General features: G+C 33.7%; 17 protein-coding genes. 8 read left to right on the top strand and 9 right to left on the bottom strand.

What is annotated here, in order from left to right; all coding sequences use genetic code 11:
- The first annotated feature begins 11 nt into the window (after positions 1-11).
- The 3 genes from DFQ11_RS06030 to DFQ11_RS06020 all read left to right on the top strand — a co-directional run bounded on the left by DFQ11_RS06030 (position 12) and on the right by DFQ11_RS06020 (position 2,070).
- Complete coding sequence (locus DFQ11_RS06030) at positions 12-845, top strand: sugar nucleotide-binding protein (protein ID WP_110474972.1); 834 nt, start codon at positions 12-14, stop codon at positions 843-845.
- Positions 846-901: 56 nt separating this feature from the next.
- Positions 902-1,189, top strand: coding sequence for a 4a-hydroxytetrahydrobiopterin dehydratase (locus tag DFQ11_RS06025; RefSeq protein WP_189343006.1), 288 nt, complete (start codon positions 902-904; stop codon positions 1,187-1,189).
- A gap of 167 nt (positions 1,190-1,356) precedes the next feature.
- Entirely contained in the window at positions 1,357-2,070 is a 714-nt protein-coding gene (locus DFQ11_RS06020) for a YebC/PmpR family DNA-binding transcriptional regulator (RefSeq protein WP_110474970.1), read from the top strand.
- 86 nt (positions 2,071-2,156) lie between these two features.
- Here DFQ11_RS06020 and DFQ11_RS06015 read toward each other — a convergent pair whose 3' ends face one another.
- The gene (locus tag DFQ11_RS06015; protein WP_110474969.1) at positions 2,157-3,707 is read right to left on the bottom strand and encodes a M20/M25/M40 family metallo-hydrolase; all 1,551 of its coding nucleotides are present in this window, start codon (positions 3,705-3,707) and stop codon (positions 2,157-2,159) included.
- A 263-nt stretch (positions 3,708-3,970) separates the two neighbouring features.
- A complete protein-coding gene (gene holA, locus DFQ11_RS06010; protein WP_110474968.1) occupies positions 3,971-4,978 on the bottom strand; it encodes a DNA polymerase III subunit delta in 1,008 nt (335 codons plus the stop codon).
- Between the two features lie 144 nt (positions 4,979-5,122).
- On the opposite strand from holA, the gene DFQ11_RS06005 reads away from it, so the two are divergent.
- The 3 genes from DFQ11_RS06005 (at position 5,123) to DFQ11_RS05995 (ending at position 7,528) form a co-directional block, all read left to right on the top strand.
- On the top strand, positions 5,123-5,572 hold the full coding sequence (locus tag DFQ11_RS06005; protein ID WP_110474967.1) for a type I restriction enzyme HsdR N-terminal domain-containing protein: 450 nt from the start codon (positions 5,123-5,125) through the stop codon (positions 5,570-5,572).
- Positions 5,573-6,565, top strand: coding sequence for a glycosyltransferase family 2 protein (locus tag DFQ11_RS06000; protein WP_110474966.1), 993 nt, complete (start codon positions 5,573-5,575; stop codon positions 6,563-6,565).
- Between the two features lie 105 nt (positions 6,566-6,670).
- The gene (locus DFQ11_RS05995; protein ID WP_110474965.1) at positions 6,671-7,528 is read left to right on the top strand and encodes an OmpA/MotB family protein; all 858 of its coding nucleotides are present in this window, start codon (positions 6,671-6,673) and stop codon (positions 7,526-7,528) included.
- Between the two features lie 60 nt (positions 7,529-7,588).
- On the opposite strand, the gene DFQ11_RS05990 is transcribed toward DFQ11_RS05995, so the two are convergent.
- The 5 genes from DFQ11_RS05990 to DFQ11_RS05970 all read right to left on the bottom strand — a co-directional run bounded on the left by DFQ11_RS05990 (position 7,589) and on the right by DFQ11_RS05970 (position 13,692).
- Complete coding sequence (locus DFQ11_RS05990) at positions 7,589-8,191, bottom strand: vWA domain-containing protein (protein ID WP_110474964.1); 603 nt, start codon at positions 8,189-8,191, stop codon at positions 7,589-7,591.
- Between the two features lie 223 nt (positions 8,192-8,414).
- On the bottom strand, positions 8,415-10,490 hold the full coding sequence (locus DFQ11_RS05985; protein ID WP_110474963.1) for a vWA domain-containing protein: 2,076 nt from the start codon (positions 10,488-10,490) through the stop codon (positions 8,415-8,417).
- Between the two features lie 90 nt (positions 10,491-10,580).
- Positions 10,581-11,663 carry an AMP-binding protein gene (locus DFQ11_RS05980; RefSeq protein WP_110474962.1) on the bottom strand — a complete coding sequence of 361 codons (1,083 nt, stop codon included), beginning with the start codon at positions 11,661-11,663 and terminating at the stop codon, positions 10,581-10,583.
- A gap of 2 nt (positions 11,664-11,665) precedes the next feature.
- The gene (locus DFQ11_RS05975) at positions 11,666-12,655 is read right to left on the bottom strand and encodes a CPBP family intramembrane glutamic endopeptidase (RefSeq protein ID WP_110474961.1); all 990 of its coding nucleotides are present in this window, start codon (positions 12,653-12,655) and stop codon (positions 11,666-11,668) included.
- 2 nt (positions 12,656-12,657) lie between these two features.
- Positions 12,658-13,692: an o-succinylbenzoate synthase gene (locus tag DFQ11_RS05970; RefSeq protein WP_110474960.1), complete on the bottom strand. Its 1,035-nt coding sequence runs from the start codon at positions 13,690-13,692 to the stop codon at positions 12,658-12,660.
- A gap of 59 nt (positions 13,693-13,751) precedes the next feature.
- Here DFQ11_RS05970 and DFQ11_RS05965 point away from each other — a divergent pair, with 59 nt between their 5' ends.
- Positions 13,752-14,657, top strand: a complete 906-nt coding sequence (locus DFQ11_RS05965; RefSeq protein ID WP_110474959.1) for a sterol desaturase family protein — start codon at positions 13,752-13,754, stop codon at positions 14,655-14,657.
- Positions 14,658-14,668: 11 nt separating this feature from the next.
- On the top strand, positions 14,669-15,460 hold the full coding sequence (locus tag DFQ11_RS05960; RefSeq protein WP_110474958.1) for an SDR family oxidoreductase: 792 nt from the start codon (positions 14,669-14,671) through the stop codon (positions 15,458-15,460).
- Positions 15,461-15,466: 6 nt separating this feature from the next.
- Here DFQ11_RS05960 and DFQ11_RS05955 read toward each other — a convergent pair whose 3' ends face one another.
- Complete coding sequence (locus tag DFQ11_RS05955) at positions 15,467-16,582, bottom strand: DUF2914 domain-containing protein (protein WP_110474957.1); 1,116 nt, start codon at positions 16,580-16,582, stop codon at positions 15,467-15,469.
- A 43-nt stretch (positions 16,583-16,625) separates the two neighbouring features.
- Complete coding sequence (locus DFQ11_RS05950; RefSeq protein WP_110474956.1) at positions 16,626-17,303, bottom strand: metal-dependent hydrolase; 678 nt, start codon at positions 17,301-17,303, stop codon at positions 16,626-16,628.
- Positions 17,304-17,337 lie beyond the last annotated feature (34 nt).

The raw sequence follows: 17,337 nt of genomic DNA, 5'->3' as shown, positions 1-17,337 counted from the left end.
AGATTGATTGAATGAAGAAGGAGACAGCGTATAAACATCGTATATTAATTCTAGGTGCCAGTGGTTATATTGGAAATGCTATTTATAAAGAGTTAGGTCCATATTTCAGAACCTTTGGCACCTATAGAACACCTAAGCGTGAATATGAAGAGAATCATCAGTTCTTTCACTATAATGTTGAAGAAGATGATGTCTATGAAATTTTAGAGGCGTGTAAACCCTCTATTATAATTTCTGCTTTACGTGGCGATTTTAATGCGCAAACTATTGCACATCAGCATATGGCTGAATATGTAAAAATATCGGGGTGCAAAATTATATTTCTGTCTTCGGCAAACGTTTTTGATTCTTATAGTAAGTATCCTAGTTATGAATTAGATAAAACTTTAAGTCATAGTGTTTACGGGCACTTTAAAATAAAAATTGAAAACTTACTGTTGAGGTTGCCAAAGAAGCAGGTGGCGATATTAAGACTACCAATGGTATTTGGCACAAGCTCTCCGCGAATTCAAGAAATGAAGCAAGCTATTTCTGAAAATGAAGCTGTAGAAGTATTTCCAAATTTGATAATGAATGTTTCGCTAGATAAGAAAATTACGCAGCAAATTCACTATATCATAAATCGGAATAAACATGGCATATTTCATTTGGGTAGCACAGATTTAGTCCATCATGACGAATTTACAAGTGATATTTTAGCCTTAATCACTGATAAGAAAGTAGTGCTAAAACAAGTGTATACGACTAATGAAGATCGCTACTTGGCAGTGCTCCCAAGATTTAATAAATTACCAAAACACCTACAGTTTACAAGTCAAGAAATATTAGAAGAACTTAATACTTAAACTTGTAATAGTCTTGCAAATAACTTATGTTTAGATAAATCAAAAAAAGATATATTATGAAATTAGATGATGTAACTATTGAAAAGAAATTATTGCGTTTCCCAGATTGGGATTATTATGATAATGCCCTTCATTCGGAATTCGAATTTGATAATTTTAAAGATTGTTTTTCAGCTATGAGCAGAATAGCTTTTGAATGTGAAGCATTAAATCATCATCCAGATTGGAGTAATTATTATAATGTGCTAAAAATTTCATTATCAACTAAAGATGCCGAAGGTGTTACAGATAAAGATTTTAAATTAGCTGAAGCTATAGAAGCTATTGTAGAAGTTGAAGAATAGACTCTAAGTATATATGAGTATTTTATGCTATCAAAAATTAGTCTAAGTCATAGAGCTGCAATTTTATAATTTTCTTAAATTTGTTTTGCTTAAAACAAGCATTCGTTAGACTTAAAAAAGGATTATTAACAGGTACTCACTTTTGTGGGAACTAAAATAAATTTTAGATGGGAAGAGCTTTTGAATTTAGAAAAGCAAGAAAAATGAAACGTTGGTCTGCTATGAGTAAGGCTTTTACGCGAATTGGCAAGGACATTGTCATGGCCGTTAAGGAAGGAGGACCAGATCCAGATACCAATGCTCGACTTAGAGCTGTTATACAGAACGCTAAAGCTGTAAACATGCCAAAAGACAATGTTGAACGTGCTATAAAACGTGCGAGCGACAAAAGTTTAGGCGATTATAAGGAGGTAATTTTCGAAGGCTACGCGCCTCATGGGATTGCTGTCTTAGTTGAAACGGCTACTGATAATAATACAAGAACAGTGGCAAATGTTCGTAGTTACTTCAACAAGTGCGATGGAAGTTTAGGAACATCTGGTTCTGTTGTATTTATGTTTGATCATACTTGTAATTTTAGAATTAATGCTGAAGGTTTAGACCCGGAAGAATTAGAATTAGAGTTTATTGATTTTGGAGCTGAAGAAGTTTTTGCTGATGACGACGGAATTTTAATCTATGCACCTTTTGAAAGTTTCGGGGCCATACAATCGGAATTAGAAAGACGTGAGATAGAAATTCTTTCATCTGGTTTTGAGCGAATTCCTCAAGTGACAAAACAATTAACGCCTGAACAAGCTGAAGATGTTGAAAAGCTTTTAGAGAAGTTAGAAGAAGATGATGACGTTCAAAACGTCTATCATACCATGGAAGAGATTTAAAGGCAACATCTTATAAAAAAAATAAAAATCCCAAATTCTACATCGTATTAGAATTTGGGATTTTTTGTTGAAATCCTTTAGGTTATTTATAATCCACCTTTACGATTCGGTTCTCTTGGTGTTGGCCATTGCTGTGGTTCACCTGTTTTTTTGTTTATCGGTAAACTAATTTTTTCTCGTGACGTTCTCGTCTCATCTTCAGAAGCCATATAGGTCATGATTGCTGCTAAAATGACATTGTTTTTCACTTCATCAAAAACAATTTTATCATAAGTATCACGGTTGGTATGCCACGTATAATTCCAATAATCCCAGCTCAATGAACTTAAATTAAATGCCGGAGCTCCAGCCATTACAAATGAGGCATTATCAGATCCTCCACTTGAAGGCGACCCCGGAAAAGAAGTTTCAATATGTGTAGTTATAGTATCTGGTACAGCCGATAGCCAGCGTGAAATATATTCATAAGAATGTAAAAAACCTGCACCATTAATTTTTACGACGCGTCCAGTACCATTATCTTGATTAAAAACGGCCTGAATATTCTTAACGATATTAGGATTATCTTCAACATAAGCTAAAGAACCATTTAAGCCTTGTTCTTCACTGCCCCAGTGACCAGCTATTATAGTACGTTTCGGGTTGGGATATAATTTTTTTAAAACTCTCATGGCCTCCATCATTACTAAGGTACCAGTTCCATTATCAGTGGCTCCTGTTCCACCATCCCAAGAATCAAAATGTGCGGATAGAATAATATATTCGTCAGGTTTCTCTGTTCCTTTTATCTCAGCTATGGTGTTAAATGTGGGTTGCATTTCTAAGTCTTTAGACTGGGCTACAATGCGTAACTTAGGCTTGTCGCCATGCTCCACCATTCTATAAAGCATGGTATAATGCTCTAACTCAATATCTACTGTTGGGATTTTTTTTGTACGAGCACCAAATATCTTATGAGCACCAAATCCTTTAGACCAATACGAATCTACAATTCCAACAGCTCCAGCATTTTCTAATACTTCAACTATGGTTCTTTTGTTATAGCCCATATTTCTCATATTTTCTCTCCAAGCCAAGGTTTGGGCTTTCCGTTCATCTTTCATTTTTTGAAAAGATTCTGGAGTTGCGTATTTTTCCCAGTTATAATCTGGTCTTCCCGTGTCTTCTTTCATCGCAATCATAACAAGCTTTCCTTTTACATTAGGAAGCCAATTTTTAAATTCCGTTTCATTTTTTACTTCTGGAAGAACAATAAGTTCTGCAGTAACTCCTTTGGAAGACGTGCTTGGACTCCATGCTAATTGCGTACCCACCAAGGTCTGAATTCGCGGATGTACCATATCAATATGTGTAATACCACGCTCCCAGCCTTTCCATTCTCCCCATTTTTGGTTTTCTGCGCTAATTCCCCAACTGTTGTATTTTGCTACTGCCCAATCATGTGCTTGTTGCATTTGAGGTGTGCCTACTAATCGCGGACCTATGTCATCCATCAACTCATGGCCTAGAGCTTCTAGTTGGGAGTTTTCATAAACCTCCTTTACAATACCATCAATAATCTCATCTTTTTCCTGTGAAAAGCTTGAGAAGGACATAAGAACCAGCAAGGCCAAGCCAAGTGAAAATTGTTTTTTCATAATAATTGTATTTGATTATCTTTTCTCTAATAGATGAAAATACAATTAAATTTAGATGAAAAGAAATAAAGTACAGTTACACCTAAAATAGCCTGTAAAAGATGGATTAAGTGTTTAAGTGAAATACATTTCAGAACATCCCCAAATTTCAATTCGAGGCATTACAACTTAGAAGTAATCTATGAGCAGAAACTTAAATACTGATTATCTAAAAAAGCAAGATGCTTTAAGGGTTGTATTATATCTGTGTTAAATATTTGTAATTAAGATAATATCTTGACTAATAACTCCTTAAGAATGTCGCCTTCAGGTAAAGCATTAGCCCCAACTCCTTTGCCTTTTACATCGGCGTCTCGTAATAAACCAATCACATAGCTTACTTTTTTCATTGGATAGTTTTTAGCCGCAGTAAAGTACTCATTTACAAAATACGGATTGACTTTTAAGGCAGTTGCTACACTTCGTGGATTTCTATCCGTCATGCCATGAAGGTGTAATAGTTGGGAAAAGAAATTAAACAATAAAGCCACCGTGACAATCATTGGGTTATCCTTAGGATTTTCAGCAAAATATTTAGCAATTTGGTGAGCCTTTACAACATCTCGCTCTCCAACGGCTTTACGTAATTCGAAATTATTATAATCCTTACTGATGCCTATATTTTCCTCAATATGTTCTGGTGTGATTTGAGTGCCTTCTGGTAAAACTATTTTAAGTTTATTAAGCTCGTTATCAATTTTACTTAGGTCAGTTCCTAAAAACTCTACTAACATTTGAGCCGCTTTTGGAGATATTTGATAATTCTGACCGGCTAAAACACGTCTAATCCAATCGGCAACCTGATTTTCATATAGCTTTTTGCTTTCGAAAACAACACTTCCTGTTTTTTTGATTGCTTTATATAAGGCTTTACGCTTATCTATTTTCTTGTACTTATAGTTGATGACTAAAACTGTCGTGGGTTGCGGATTATTGACATAATCCACTAATTTTTCTATAGTTCTACTTAAGTCTTGGGCTTCTTTAACTATGACTAATTGGCGCTCTGCCATCATAGGATAACGTTTAGCGTTGCTTACAATATCGTCTATCGTAACATCTCTACCATAAAGCACCATTTGATTAAAACCCTTCTCAGTTTCATCTAAAACATGCTCTTCAATAAAGTCAGAAATCTTATCAATATAATAGGACTCCTCTCCCATTAAGAAATAAATCGGTTTTGGGTCGCCCTTTTTAATTGCAGTTACTAATTGTTTTACTTCGTCCAAAATTTATAAAAAATTCCAAGTTAAAAATTCCTTATTTCAACCTATCTAATATGGCTTTAGACCAAATAAATTGGAAATTAGGAATCGAAAATTGTGATTTGTGGTATTCTGCTTTAACTTTGGAGAAAATTCCATTTTACAATAGTGCAAGAGCTCAACTTTCCAAAGTTTGAATACCGTTTCAAAAGTACAGAAAATAAAGTATCTATTTTTGATGTCATTCGGAAAAAATTCTTCATTCTTCAACCTGAAGAATGGGTAAGACAACACTGTGTTCATTATTTAATAAACGAGAAGAAATTCCCTAAATCATTAATCAATGTAGAAAAAGAGCTGATCATAAACGGTTTAAAAAAGCGTTATGATATCGTTGTTTTTAACTCTGATGGAAGTATTCATTTAATTGTAGAATGCAAGGCACCTAAAATTAAAATAGATCAGACTACCTTTGATCAAATCGCTAGATATAACTTAGTCTTAAATGCATCGTATTTAATGGTGACGAACGGTTTAAATCATTATTATTGCGAAATGGATTTGGAGGCCGAACGCTATGCGTTTTTAAAAGATATTCCAAGTTATACCCAAAAATAAATGCTGAATACTCAAGACATTGCGATAGTCATATTAAACTGGAACGGAAAAGCTTTATTAGAGCAATTTTTACCATCTGTTATTAAATTTTCAAATGACGCGGTAATTTATGTTGCAGACAATGCTTCAACAGACGATTCGGTGTCTTTTGTTTCGGAACAATTTCCAAGTGTGAAAATCATTCAGAATAGTGAAAATGGTGGCTATGCTAAAGGTTATAACGAGGCATTAAAACAGGTTAAAGAATCACTACTCTGCTTACTTAATAGTGATATTGAGGTAACTGCAAATTGGCTTCACCCCATTTTATCGGAATTCAATGCAAATTCAAATACAGCGATTATTCAACCTAAAATATTGGATTTTAAGAATAAGTCTCGTTTTGAATATGCTGGAGCTGCGGGTGGATTTATAGATAAATTTGGTTATCCTTACTGTCGTGGTCGAATTTTTGAAACTATTGAAGAAGATTATGGTCAGTATAATGATACGACACTTATCTTTTGGGCTTCGGGCGCTTGTTTGTTTATCAGGAACTCGGTCTTCAAAGAGTTAAAAGGTTTTGATGAGTCTTACTTTGCTCATATGGAAGAGATTGATTTGTGTTGGAGAGCTTTTAATAATAACTACAATTCTAAATACGTTGGAGCGACAACTGTTTATCATGTAGGTGGAGCGACTTTAAGCAATTCCAATCCTAAAAAAACTTATCTTAATTTTAGAAACAGTTTATATACACTGTTGAAAAATTCAGATTCGAATGTAGGATTTAGAGTGTTAACCAGAATGGTTCTAGATGGTGTTGCGGGTATAAGATTTTTATTTCAACTTAAACCTTTGTTCTTATTTGCAATTTTAAAGGCACATTTCTCATTTTATAAGAATTTACCTCGTCTTTTAAAACAGCGTAAACAACTCTCAATGCGCCCAGGTTACTACGAAACCAGTTCTATTGTATGGTCTTATTTTATTAAAAACAGGAAAAGGTTTTAGTCCTCTCGAAAACTGTTAAAATTTATGTTAATCGTAGTCTATTCCTCTATTGTTTTGCATAATTTTGTTTATGTTAAAACTAACAATTTAAACTAGAAATCAATTATGAAAAAACTAATGTTATTAAGTGTTTGCTCAATGATGTTTTTAGCATCGTGTGTATCTAAGAAAGAACATGCTGCGCTTCAAGCTAAACACCAAGAAACCCAAGATTTATTAAATACTGCAACCGTAAAACTTAATAGCTGTCTTTCTGATGTAGCAGCTGCTAATGCTAGAGTTGAGACTATGAAAGATCAATTATCTGATTTACGTAAAGCAAATCAGGATTTAATTGATACCAAAGGTGACTTAACTATTTTAACTAAAAAAGGTTCTGAAAACCTTGAAAAGTCTTTAGAAAGTTTAAAAGAACGTGATTTAAAAATTACAAGATTACAAGATGCTTTAACTAAAAAGGATAGTGTTACTCTTGCAATTGTAACGAGCCTTAAAAAAGCAGTTGGTATCAACGATCCAGATATCGAAATTAACGTAGAAAAAGGTGTGGTATTTATCTCTATCGCAGATAAACTATTATTCCAAACAGGTAGCTATACAGTGACAAACCGAGCTAAAGAAGTTTTAGGTAAAGTTGCTAAAGTAATTAATAGTAAACCTGATTTTGAAGCAATGGTTGAATCTCATACAGACAACGTACCTTATAGCAGACCACCATTATTAGACAACTGGGATTTAAGTGTAAAACGTGCTACTTCTGTAGTTAGAGTTTTAGAGAGCTTAGATGTAAACCCTCAACAATTAATTGCTGCTGGACGTAGCCACTATGTTCCTTTAGTAGAAAATGATACTGCTGAGAATAAGGCTAAAAATAGACGTACTCGCATTGTCGTAATGCCTAAAATTGACCAGTTCTACGAAATGGTTGAAACTGAAATGAAAAACTTATCTGAAGGAAAATAATCCTGTCAGAGTTTTGATATAAAAAACCCAATGCGAAAGCATTGGGTTTTTGTTTTTTAATCAATCTTTGATTATTGCTATGATTTCTGGGAGTATAGCAATGGCAGTTAATACAATGGCGTTACTTTTTTTCTTTTTCGTCTCTTTAGTATTAACTGATTCTGTTGCTACAACTTCAGCGGTTCTGTTTGGTATACGTATCATGACTACAGAGTTTTCGGCTTCTTCTATAAAGTTTTCCTTAGTGAACTCATAAGCTAATTCAATACCATCTTCTTGAAAAGTTTTAACGCTCGACTTGGGATGCTCAATAGTGTACAGTAACTTCGTTAAATCGGTAGCTGCAGTTTGACCTAAAGCAATGCCGTTAAAATTTGAATACATTACCATACTAATAAGATCATCTTCAGTAACTCTTTTAGAGAGTAATTTAAATGCTTGCTTTAAGATAACACTATCCTCTGTGGTAAATTTATCTGCATAAGTTTCAATTAGAAATGTCATATTTCTCGTTTTGTCTGAATCTGAATCAATGCTATAATTCTCTACAACAAATGTGATGAGATTATCTAAGGCTACAGACTCTGTTTCGATGTTCTTTTCTTGGGAATGGCTTGCTATTGAAATCATCAGTACAAGCGCTAAAAATATTGCTCTTTTCATTGGTGTGGTTTTTAGTTACTTAAATTTAAATAACTTATACAAAGCATAAAACCAATAATGAGTGAGCCATGTACTTGAGTGAGTAAAGCCACTGCAGTTATTCTAGAGGTTGGTTATAATATAGACATTGGCTTGTTCAAACGATATTGGAATAACTAAAAAAGCCTTAAGGGTATTATCCTAAAGGCTCTTTTAACATTCTAAAATTATAAAATAATATGCTCTAGTTTAAAGTTTGATACGAATTAACTAGTCGGATAAATTCAGCTCTATAACCATCTTTATCTTCTCCTCTTCCACTTTCAGCCAATTCAATCACTTTTGAAAGTGATGCATTATTAAAATATTTTGAATTTCTCAATTGCATTCCAAATAAGGCTACAGAAGAAGCAAAATTCATATCGTTAGAAGCTTCAGATATAATATCTTTCTGAACGTGTATCATTTCAATACTTTGATCTTCACTTGGCTTTTTATATCTGAATTTTACGGTAAATAATTCATCAACATAATTAGACTTAACTCCTGTTTTTGTGTACTTTAAATTTGAAACCTTTTTTAGATAATCACTAGCTACTCCAGCAGGAATTATTTCATATAGAGCTGTGACTGTATGACCACTGCCTAATTCACCAGCATCTTTGGTGTCATCGATAAAATCTTCGTCAGCTAGTAACCTGTTTTCATACCCAATTAATCGATAAGCTTGAACTTTGTTAGGATTGAATTCAACTTGTATTTTCACATCTTTAGCAATGGTATAAAGTGTCCCACCAAATTCTTTCCCAAAAACTTTTTGTGCTTCCTGCATCGTATCAATATAGGCATGATTACCATTTCCTTTATCTGCTAAAGTTTCTAATTTTGAATCTTTATAATTGCCGTATCCAAAACCTAAAACAGATAGAAACACACCTGATTTACGCTTTTCCTCAATTAAGGATTGCATATCACTATCACTAGATGCTCCTACATTAAAATCACCATCAGTTGCTAAAATCACACGATTATTTCCGTTCTTTTTAAAGTTTTTCTCAGCTAGTTTATAAGCCAGTTCAATTCCGGCGCCACCTGCGGTTGAACCTCCAGAATTTAAGTTGTCTAAAGCAGCTAAAATTTTCTCTTTATGCTTCCCTGAAGTTGGTTCTAAAACCACACCTGCTGCTCCCGCGTAAACCACTATCGAAACTTTATCTTTTTCACGTAATTGATTTACTAAAACTTTAAATGCACTTTTTAATAATGGGAGTTTGTTAGGTGAACCCATTGAACCAGAAACGTCAATTAAGAAGGTTAAATTTGAGGCAGGAAGTTCATCATTATTATAAGTTTTACCTTGCAAACCAATTCTTACTAATTGTGTATCATTGTGCCATGGCGTTTTAACAACCTCAGTAGTTATAGAAAATGGATGTTCATCGGTTGGTTGAGGGTAATTATAGTTAAAATAATTTACCATTTCTTCAACTTTAACAGCATCTGAAGGAACTGATTGGCCATTGTTTATCATTCTTCTTATATTACTATACCCTGCTTTATCTACATCTATAGAAAAAGTTGAAAGAGCGGCTAAATTTGTGCGCTTAAAATCATTTTCTTCGATTTTAGAATAAGATTCATTAAGAAAGTTATTTAAATTGTCGAGATCAACTTTATTCTTTCGCCCTTTAGTTCTTAGAATTACCACGCCTTTTGTGCCTTGATATCCAAAAACTACGCTGCCTTGTTGAGCATTAAGAATTTCAATGTCCTTAATTTTATCGGCTTTTATACTTTTGAATTTATCTTCGCTAATAGGTTTACCGTTTAAAATATAAAGTGGTTCATTTGATAAGGAAGAGTCTACACCACGAATGATAGTATTGCGATGTCTTCCGTTGCGATGAGATACACCAACAACTCGACCTGAAAGTTTAGAGCCTAGTGTTGGTTTAGTAATACTGACAGCACCCGTTATACCACGTCTTGTATAAGTTCCATAACCTACTACAATCACTTCATCTAATTGAGAAGCTGCTTCTAAAGCAACATTATAAATTAGACTTGATCCAATAGTGACTTCTTTTGAGGTCATCCCCACATAAGACACGACAATAATTTCTCCGACTTTTACATTGATTTTGTAATTTCCATCAAAATCTGTTTGAGCACCTCTGGATGTACCTTTTACAATTACACTTGCTCCTGGTAATGGCAGCCCATCAGCGGAAGATGTTATAGTTCCTGATATTGTCTTTTCTTGCGCATTTAATGACAGAGACGACAGTAAAATGCATAAAATGAATACTAGATTTTTCATAATAGTTGAGTTATAAGTTTACGTAAACCTAAACACCACACATATCTTTTAAAACCTAGAATGAGTAAAGTACAACTTTGAATGAGTTAACTAGCCAATAACTGATTTTATAGTTTTCTTACGTTGAATTTTACCATTAACCGTTTCAGCAAACTGATCTACGCTATAGATTTTCTTCGGAATTTCGAACTTATCTAAAGTAGCTAAACTTTCGATTTCTTTTTTAAAGACTTCTAAATCGGTCGACGGTTTTTCAATAATCAGAATTAGTTTTTCTCCTAAAGAAGCATCCTCTTCACTTGCTACAATAAATCTTTCCTTGATAATTGGCTGTAGTTTATCTTCAATTTGTTCTGGAAATAATTTTACACCACCAGAATTCACCACATTATCAAACCTTCCATATAATTTAAAACTACGGTCAGATTTTAAATCGACAATATCATTTGTAATTAAAGGTTCATCAACAAGTTTTGGCGCATGAATAATTAAGCAGCTTCTATCATCTTGTGTAAAGTGAATATTCTCTAAGGCTTGAAACAGAGGTTCTCGTTGAGCAGATTTAGATTCTAATTGTCTTATCGCAACGTGAGTAACCGTCTCTGTCATTCCATAAGTTTCATAGAATTTTGGCTGCAGATCTTTGATTTTTTCTAACAATGGTCTTGTCACTTTAGATCCACCTACAATTATAGTTTTAACATTATTAAGATATCCAATAGTATGTTTTACTTGTAGTGGAATCATAGCACAGAAATCATAGGTCTTTTCATAGTCGAAAATAGGATGCGCTGTTGGCTCAACAAAGTCAAGTTCAAGACCCAAGACTAAAGCGCGAACAAACATCATTTTACCTGCAATAAAATGACTTGGCAAGCAATGTAATGCTGTGTCTCCTGGTTCTAAACCAAAGAAATTACCTGTAGCAATGGCTGAATTAACCATAGCCTGTTTCATCAATTTAATGTTTTTTGGTTGCCCTGTAGAACCTGAAGTTTTTACATATAAATAATCGTCATTATTTAACCAATCAATTAGAAAACTACCTGTAACTTTCTCGTAAGGTTCACCTTCTTTAATTAGACTATAGGCCACTTCTTTTAAGTCTTCATGACTAAAATTCAGCCCATTAAATTTAAAACGGTTATGTACTTTATCGTATGTAGGTGTCATAATTAATCTAAGATTTTATAATTTTCCCTTGATTCTATGGTTTGAAAATCATCTTCTACAGGCAATTCTACTTTACCAAATAATTTCTCTTTCCAATTTGTCCAACCATATTTTTTAGAAAGTATAATAAGCAAAATAGGATAAACAATAACAACAGGTGCAACAATCTCTGTAATTGCCATTTCAGCTGGATCGGCTGTTAAAGTTAGTAAAGCGTCTGTTTGTAAGGCAGACCAATCTGAAGTTACTAATAACGCCGTGAACATATTATTTGCGGCATGGAAACCTAGAGCTAATTCTAAACCGTCATCCATGAGTGTCATTATGCCCAAAATTAAGCCAGTACCAATATAAAAGACCATCATGATTGGGCCTAGTTTATCGACTTCAGGATTCATTCCGTGCAATAATCCAAATCCAACTGAAGTAAGAAGTAATGGTGCCCATCTATTTTTAAATAACACACCTATTCCTTGCATTAAATAGCCTCTAAATAAGTATTCTTCAAAACTGGTTTGCAATGGCATCAAAAAGATGATTAAAGCGCAAAGAATTAAAAAAGGTTTAAGATTAAAGTTAAATATGTAGTCTTCCGGAGAGAAATAATAAGATAGATAGGTAGTACCTAAAGAGAATACGCCCCAAACTATGAATATAAACCAAAATCGACTCCAATCAATCTTAGGTCGAGTTGTTGTTAATTGACGAAAGGATTGCTTATGTAAAAATTTAGAGGATAGAATAACACCTACTAATCCTACAGCAAATGAAAATAACATTAAAAATAAAAATAGATTATTTCCAAGCAATGCCGCCATTTGTGCGATATCTGTAGTGATACTCATATCAGCTCCATTAAAAACTTCTATACCAATAAAAACAAGTAAAGGAATCATTCCTATAATTTGCCAAAAAGCAAATATTATAATGATGCCCACTAAATAACGCCACCAATCATAGAGTCCTGTATACGCTTGTTGAATGTAGTTCATATTTATAAATTAAATTTCCAATGTTTATTTTTTTCGTAATGTAAATGACCTTGTTTCACGTACAATGGAGAAGTGAAATTGTTGGTATACAAACTCCCTGTACCTAGGCCTTGTGGCATTTTATTATTTAGTAAGTAGGTCCATTGAGATATCGCATTTAAACCCACATTACTTTCAAGTGCACTGGTAATCCACCACTGTATATTTAACCGGTCAGCAGAATTAATCCATGCCTGACTTCCCGAGAACCCTCCAACTAAACTCGGTTTTAGAATAATGTATTGGGGTTGTATGGTTTGCAGTAAGGTTTGTTTATCTTCTTTTAAGAGGACACCAATTAATTCTTCATCTAAAGCAATTGGTAATGGCGTTTTTTCGCAAAGATCAGCCATCGTTTCTAATTGCTTAGGTTTGATGGGTTGTTCTATTGAATGTAGTTGATATTCAGATAATTGTTTTAACTTTTCTAAAGCATCGTCAGGAGAAAATGCACCATTAGCATCTACGCGTAATTCAATATCGGAAACGGAAAACTCTTTTCGAATGGATTTTAAAATATCTAATTCCGTTTGAAAATCAATTGCTCCAATTTTCAACTTGATACAATCAAACCCTTCTTTGATCTTATCTTTTATTTGGGATCTCATAAAAGCTTCAGTTCCCATCCAAACTAATCCATTGATTGGAATGGCATCTTCTTCTTTTGTGAAATTTGAAGGAAATAATTCAAATTGATTTTCCGACTCTATAGATTTAAAAGCCGTTTCCAATCCAAATTGTATACTTGGAAATTCAATTAATTCCGGTAAAAGCTGCTCTAATCCATGATGAATGTTCTCACAAGTCCATTTTAGTTTAGCTTCATAATCTGGTCGATCATCAATAGATAAGCCTCTTAAAATGCCGCACTCACCCACTCCAGTTTTCCCGTCATTTTCTAGTAAAATAAACCAAGTCTCTTTAGTGGTCATTACACCTCTCGATGTCCCACTTGGTCGTTTAAAATCTAAAATATATGATTGGTAAGTTGCTTTCATAATAGAAGTCAAAAATAGTCATTTATTTTCGTAAATTAGAACTCTAATACTTAGTCGAAATGCCCGATTTTCCAAATATTATCCTTTATGCTATTCCGTTTTTTGTGCTTGCTATGTTGCTAGAACTATATATTTCTGCAAAACAGCAAATTAAAACTTATGAAGCTAAAGATTCATTGTCTTCAATAGCGATGGGATTAGGGAATGTAATTCTAGGTTTTGGAGCTAAGGCTGTGGTTATTTTAGCCTTCTTTTTTGTTTATGACAATTTTAGAATATTTACTATTCCTGTGGTTTGGTGGTCTTTTATATTGATTTTCTTCGCAGACGATTTTGCTTACTATTGGTTTCATAGGGTATCACATGAATGTCGCTTATTTTGGGCATCACATGTTGTACATCATTCTTCTGAACATTATAATTTGAGTACAGCCTTACGTCAAACTTGGTCTGGTGGTTTTTATACCTTTATATTTTGGTTATGGCTACCCTTATTAGGGTTTCATCCTGCAATGATTCTATTACAAATGTCTATTAGTTTATTATATCAATTTTGGATACATACTGAAGCTATAAACAAAATGCCGAAATGGTTTGAAGCTGTTTTTAATACGCCGTCTCACCATAGAGTTCACCATGGCAGCAACCCTATTTATTTAGATCGAAATCACGCGGGAATTCTAATCATATGGGACAAAATGTTTGGCACGTTTCAAGAAGAACTAGAAGAGGAAAAAGTAATTTATGGTCTGGTTACCAATATTGAAACTTTTAATCCAATTAAGATTGCCTTTATTGAATGGTATCATTTATTTAAAGATGCGTTCACAGGAAAAAAATCTTTTAAAGACAGAATACTCTACATTTTTAAACCACCTGGATGGAAACATGATGGCACAGGAAAATCAAGTGATACCTTAAGAACTGAATGGTTAAAGACGGTTAAATCAAACCAAACAAAGTAAGAATATTTTATATGACTTTTACAAATAAAATAATTTGGATCACTGGAGCTTCAAGTGGCATAGGAAAAGCAATAGCACTTCAGTTAGCTGAACAAAATTGTAAATTGATCCTTTCATCTAGGCGAACTTCTGATTTGCAAGAGGTTAGATTGTTGTGTGCCAATCCCAAAAATATAGAAATTCTCCCTTTTGATTTGGCAGATTACCTGCAAATGAAGCCCATTGTTAAAGAGGCCATATCTAAATTTGGAAAAGTAGATATTCTCATAAATAATGGTGGTGTTAGTCAGCGTTCGTTAATAATAGAAACGGACATTTCAGTAGATAAAAAGTTAGTGGAAGTTAATTATTTAGGTACCATAGCTTTAAGCAAAGCGCTGTTACCTCATTTTGTTTCTAATCAATCTGGTCACTTTGTTACCGTATCTAGCTTGATGGGGAAATTTAGCTCACCTTATCGTTCTTCTTATTGTGGAGCAAAACATGCGCTACATGGCTTCTTTGATTCTTTAAGATTGGAACATGACAAAGACCAAATAAAGGTAACCATGATTTGCCCTGGATTTGTAAATACAGATGTGGCTCGAAACTCTTTAACAGGTGATGGATCTCTTCAGAAAACACAAGATAATGCAACAGACAACGGAATGGATGTGAACCTATTCGCTCAAAAAATGTTAAAAGCTATTGAAAAAGAAAAATTTGAAGCTTATATAGGTAAAAGTGAAACTCTTGGAATTTATTTAAAACGTTTTTTTCCAAAATTGCTTCACAAACTCATATTAAAGCGTGAGGTAAGATAGGTTATATTAAAACTTCTTAAGAACCAAGCCCTTGGGTTGGAGTGTCGTGCTTTCAATAATTTCGAAATCAATAACTCCTAAAATCAGTTCTTCTTCAGTTATAACTTCAACTTGCCAAAACCCTTCTTTAGTATTGTTTTTATACGAATAACCGCGATAACCATTGTCTCTTCCTCCGACAATATCAAATCCAATATCATCTGCAATCTCCCATTCCCCTGTAGTTTCATTTAGCCATTTCCAACGGTGAAACACAGATTTCTCTATACTGGTTGGTCCAAAAATGGATGTAAACACATAAACAGGTTCATTGGGTCTACTGATGAATTTATCTCGGTGATCTCTCCAAAACACATACCATTCATCTGTTTCGTACGATACGATATACTTCCCATTTTCAACCTTAACATTATGTGCTACAACACCTTCTTGGAGCGCTAGAGGAACAGGGGGAATTAAATCAAAATAGTAAAACACATTAATAAGGGCATATAAACCAAAGACAATTCCTATTATTTTCCCAAGTTTCATTTCAGCTCTAGTACTTGGGCTTTTTATATAGATAATAGTTATTAAGCTCAGGGTCACTGCCAAACTCACTAAACCTGAGATCATAAAAATGGTGGTTCCCATTTCTTTTATAAATACAGGAATTATGAAAGTAAAAAAGGTGAAACTCAGAAAAAAGTATACGCTAAACTGTAAGTACTTATTTGAAATACGTTTTTTAAGCAATTCGTTTGCAAATAATATCGCTAGAAGAATAACAAAGAAGGACATTGTTTTTGATAGTGAAACACTTCTTGAAAAATAGATAACATAGGCACTTGAGAGCGCTCCGAAGAAAAACTGAATAGCTAGAGGGAAATATTCCTTATAGCGTTCCAAAAATGTATTTCTCCATTTTCCATCATCAGAAAGGTTGAACAGAAATAGCGTAATGCTTAATAGAGTCATATGAGAGCATAGAACTACCAAATCGTAAAGTCGATCAATTCGTCCAAGCGTCAATGAATCGAAAATGAATCCACCAATAAAGAAAATAATTGGTGCATACTTTTCGTGCTTCCGAATGAATTTTCGAAACTTGCTATTTCTGAGTTTTACTAAAGTTCTTTTCATAAGACGTTTGGAAAGCGTTGTAAGAAGTGGAAATTATCACAAATTATAATTCCATACTTTCACCAATGTCCAATAACATCAAATCCTTATTTCTAACATAGAATTTTCGCTTAGCCTCTTCATGATCAATTTCAATATAACCGAAAGTATCATAGTGATAGCCCAAGACTTTATCACATTCAACAAAATCACTCGCAAGAATAGCATCTTCTACTCCCATAGTAAAATTATCTCCAATTGGAAGAATTGCTAAATCAAGATTCGTTTGCATTGGAATGATCTTCATATCCATAGTTAACGCTGTATCACCTGCTATATAAATATTTTTGTGCTCTCCTTCAATAATAAACCCTCCTGGTTGTCCGCCATAGCTTCCATCGGGAAAAGAGGACGTATGAATTGCATTAACATACTTTAGATTTCCAAATTCGAAGTCCCATGATCCACCATGATTCATTGGATGACCTTCCAAGCCTAAGTTTTGAAAATGTGTTACGATTTCAAAATTAGAGACAATGACAGCTCCAGTTCGTTTGGCAATAGCTTCAACATCTAAAATATGATCTTGATGTGCATGTGTCACTAAAATATAATCGGCTTTTAATGAATTTATATCTATTGCAGAAGCTTTTTCATTCCCTGAAATAAATGGATCTACTAAAATGTGAATATCTTTAATCTGAATTCCTAAACTAGCATGTCCGTAGAATGTGATTTTCATTTTTATAGTGTTTTAAGTTGGTTAAAAGATACTA

This window comes from Winogradskyella epiphytica, from assembly GCF_003217215.1.
Lineage (GTDB): Bacteria > Bacteroidota > Bacteroidia > Flavobacteriales > Flavobacteriaceae > Winogradskyella > Winogradskyella epiphytica.
The sequence above is the reverse complement of the archived record's forward strand: the minus strand, read 5'-3'. Positions and strand labels throughout refer to the sequence as shown.

Bases quoted from the DNA above. Each gene is read 5' to 3' on its own strand.
- DFQ11_RS06030 (WP_110474972.1), top strand. From the start codon at position 12: ATGAAGAAGGAGACAGCGTATAAACATCGTATATTAATTCTAGGTGCC.
- DFQ11_RS06025 (WP_189343006.1), top strand. From the start codon at position 902: ATGAAATTAGATGATGTAACTATTGAAAAGAAATTATTGCGTTTCCCA.
- DFQ11_RS06020 (WP_110474970.1), top strand. From the start codon at position 1,357: ATGGGAAGAGCTTTTGAATTTAGAAAAGCAAGAAAAATGAAACGTTGG.
- DFQ11_RS06015 (WP_110474969.1), bottom strand. From the start codon at position 3,707: ATGAAAAAACAATTTTCACTTGGCTTGGCCTTGCTGGTTCTTATGTCC.
- DFQ11_RS06000 (WP_110474966.1), top strand. From the start codon at position 5,573: ATGCTGAATACTCAAGACATTGCGATAGTCATATTAAACTGGAACGGA.
- DFQ11_RS05995 (WP_110474965.1), top strand. From the start codon at position 6,671: ATGAAAAAACTAATGTTATTAAGTGTTTGCTCAATGATGTTTTTAGCA.
- DFQ11_RS05990 (WP_110474964.1), bottom strand. From the start codon at position 8,191: ATGAAAAGAGCAATATTTTTAGCGCTTGTACTGATGATTTCAATAGCA.
- DFQ11_RS05985 (WP_110474963.1), bottom strand. From the start codon at position 10,490: ATGAAAAATCTAGTATTCATTTTATGCATTTTACTGTCGTCTCTGTCA.
- DFQ11_RS05980 (WP_110474962.1), bottom strand. From the start codon at position 11,663: ATGACACCTACATACGATAAAGTACATAACCGTTTTAAATTTAATGGG.
- DFQ11_RS05975 (WP_110474961.1), bottom strand. From the start codon at position 12,655: ATGAACTACATTCAACAAGCGTATACAGGACTCTATGATTGGTGGCGT.
- DFQ11_RS05970 (WP_110474960.1), bottom strand. From the start codon at position 13,692: ATGAAAGCAACTTACCAATCATATATTTTAGATTTTAAACGACCAAGT.
- DFQ11_RS05965 (WP_110474959.1), top strand. From the start codon at position 13,752: ATGCCCGATTTTCCAAATATTATCCTTTATGCTATTCCGTTTTTTGTG.
- DFQ11_RS05960 (WP_110474958.1), top strand. From the start codon at position 14,669: ATGACTTTTACAAATAAAATAATTTGGATCACTGGAGCTTCAAGTGGC.
- DFQ11_RS05955 (WP_110474957.1), bottom strand. From the start codon at position 16,582: ATGAAAAGAACTTTAGTAAAACTCAGAAATAGCAAGTTTCGAAAATTC.
- DFQ11_RS05950 (WP_110474956.1), bottom strand. From the start codon at position 17,303: ATGAAAATCACATTCTACGGACATGCTAGTTTAGGAATTCAGATTAAA.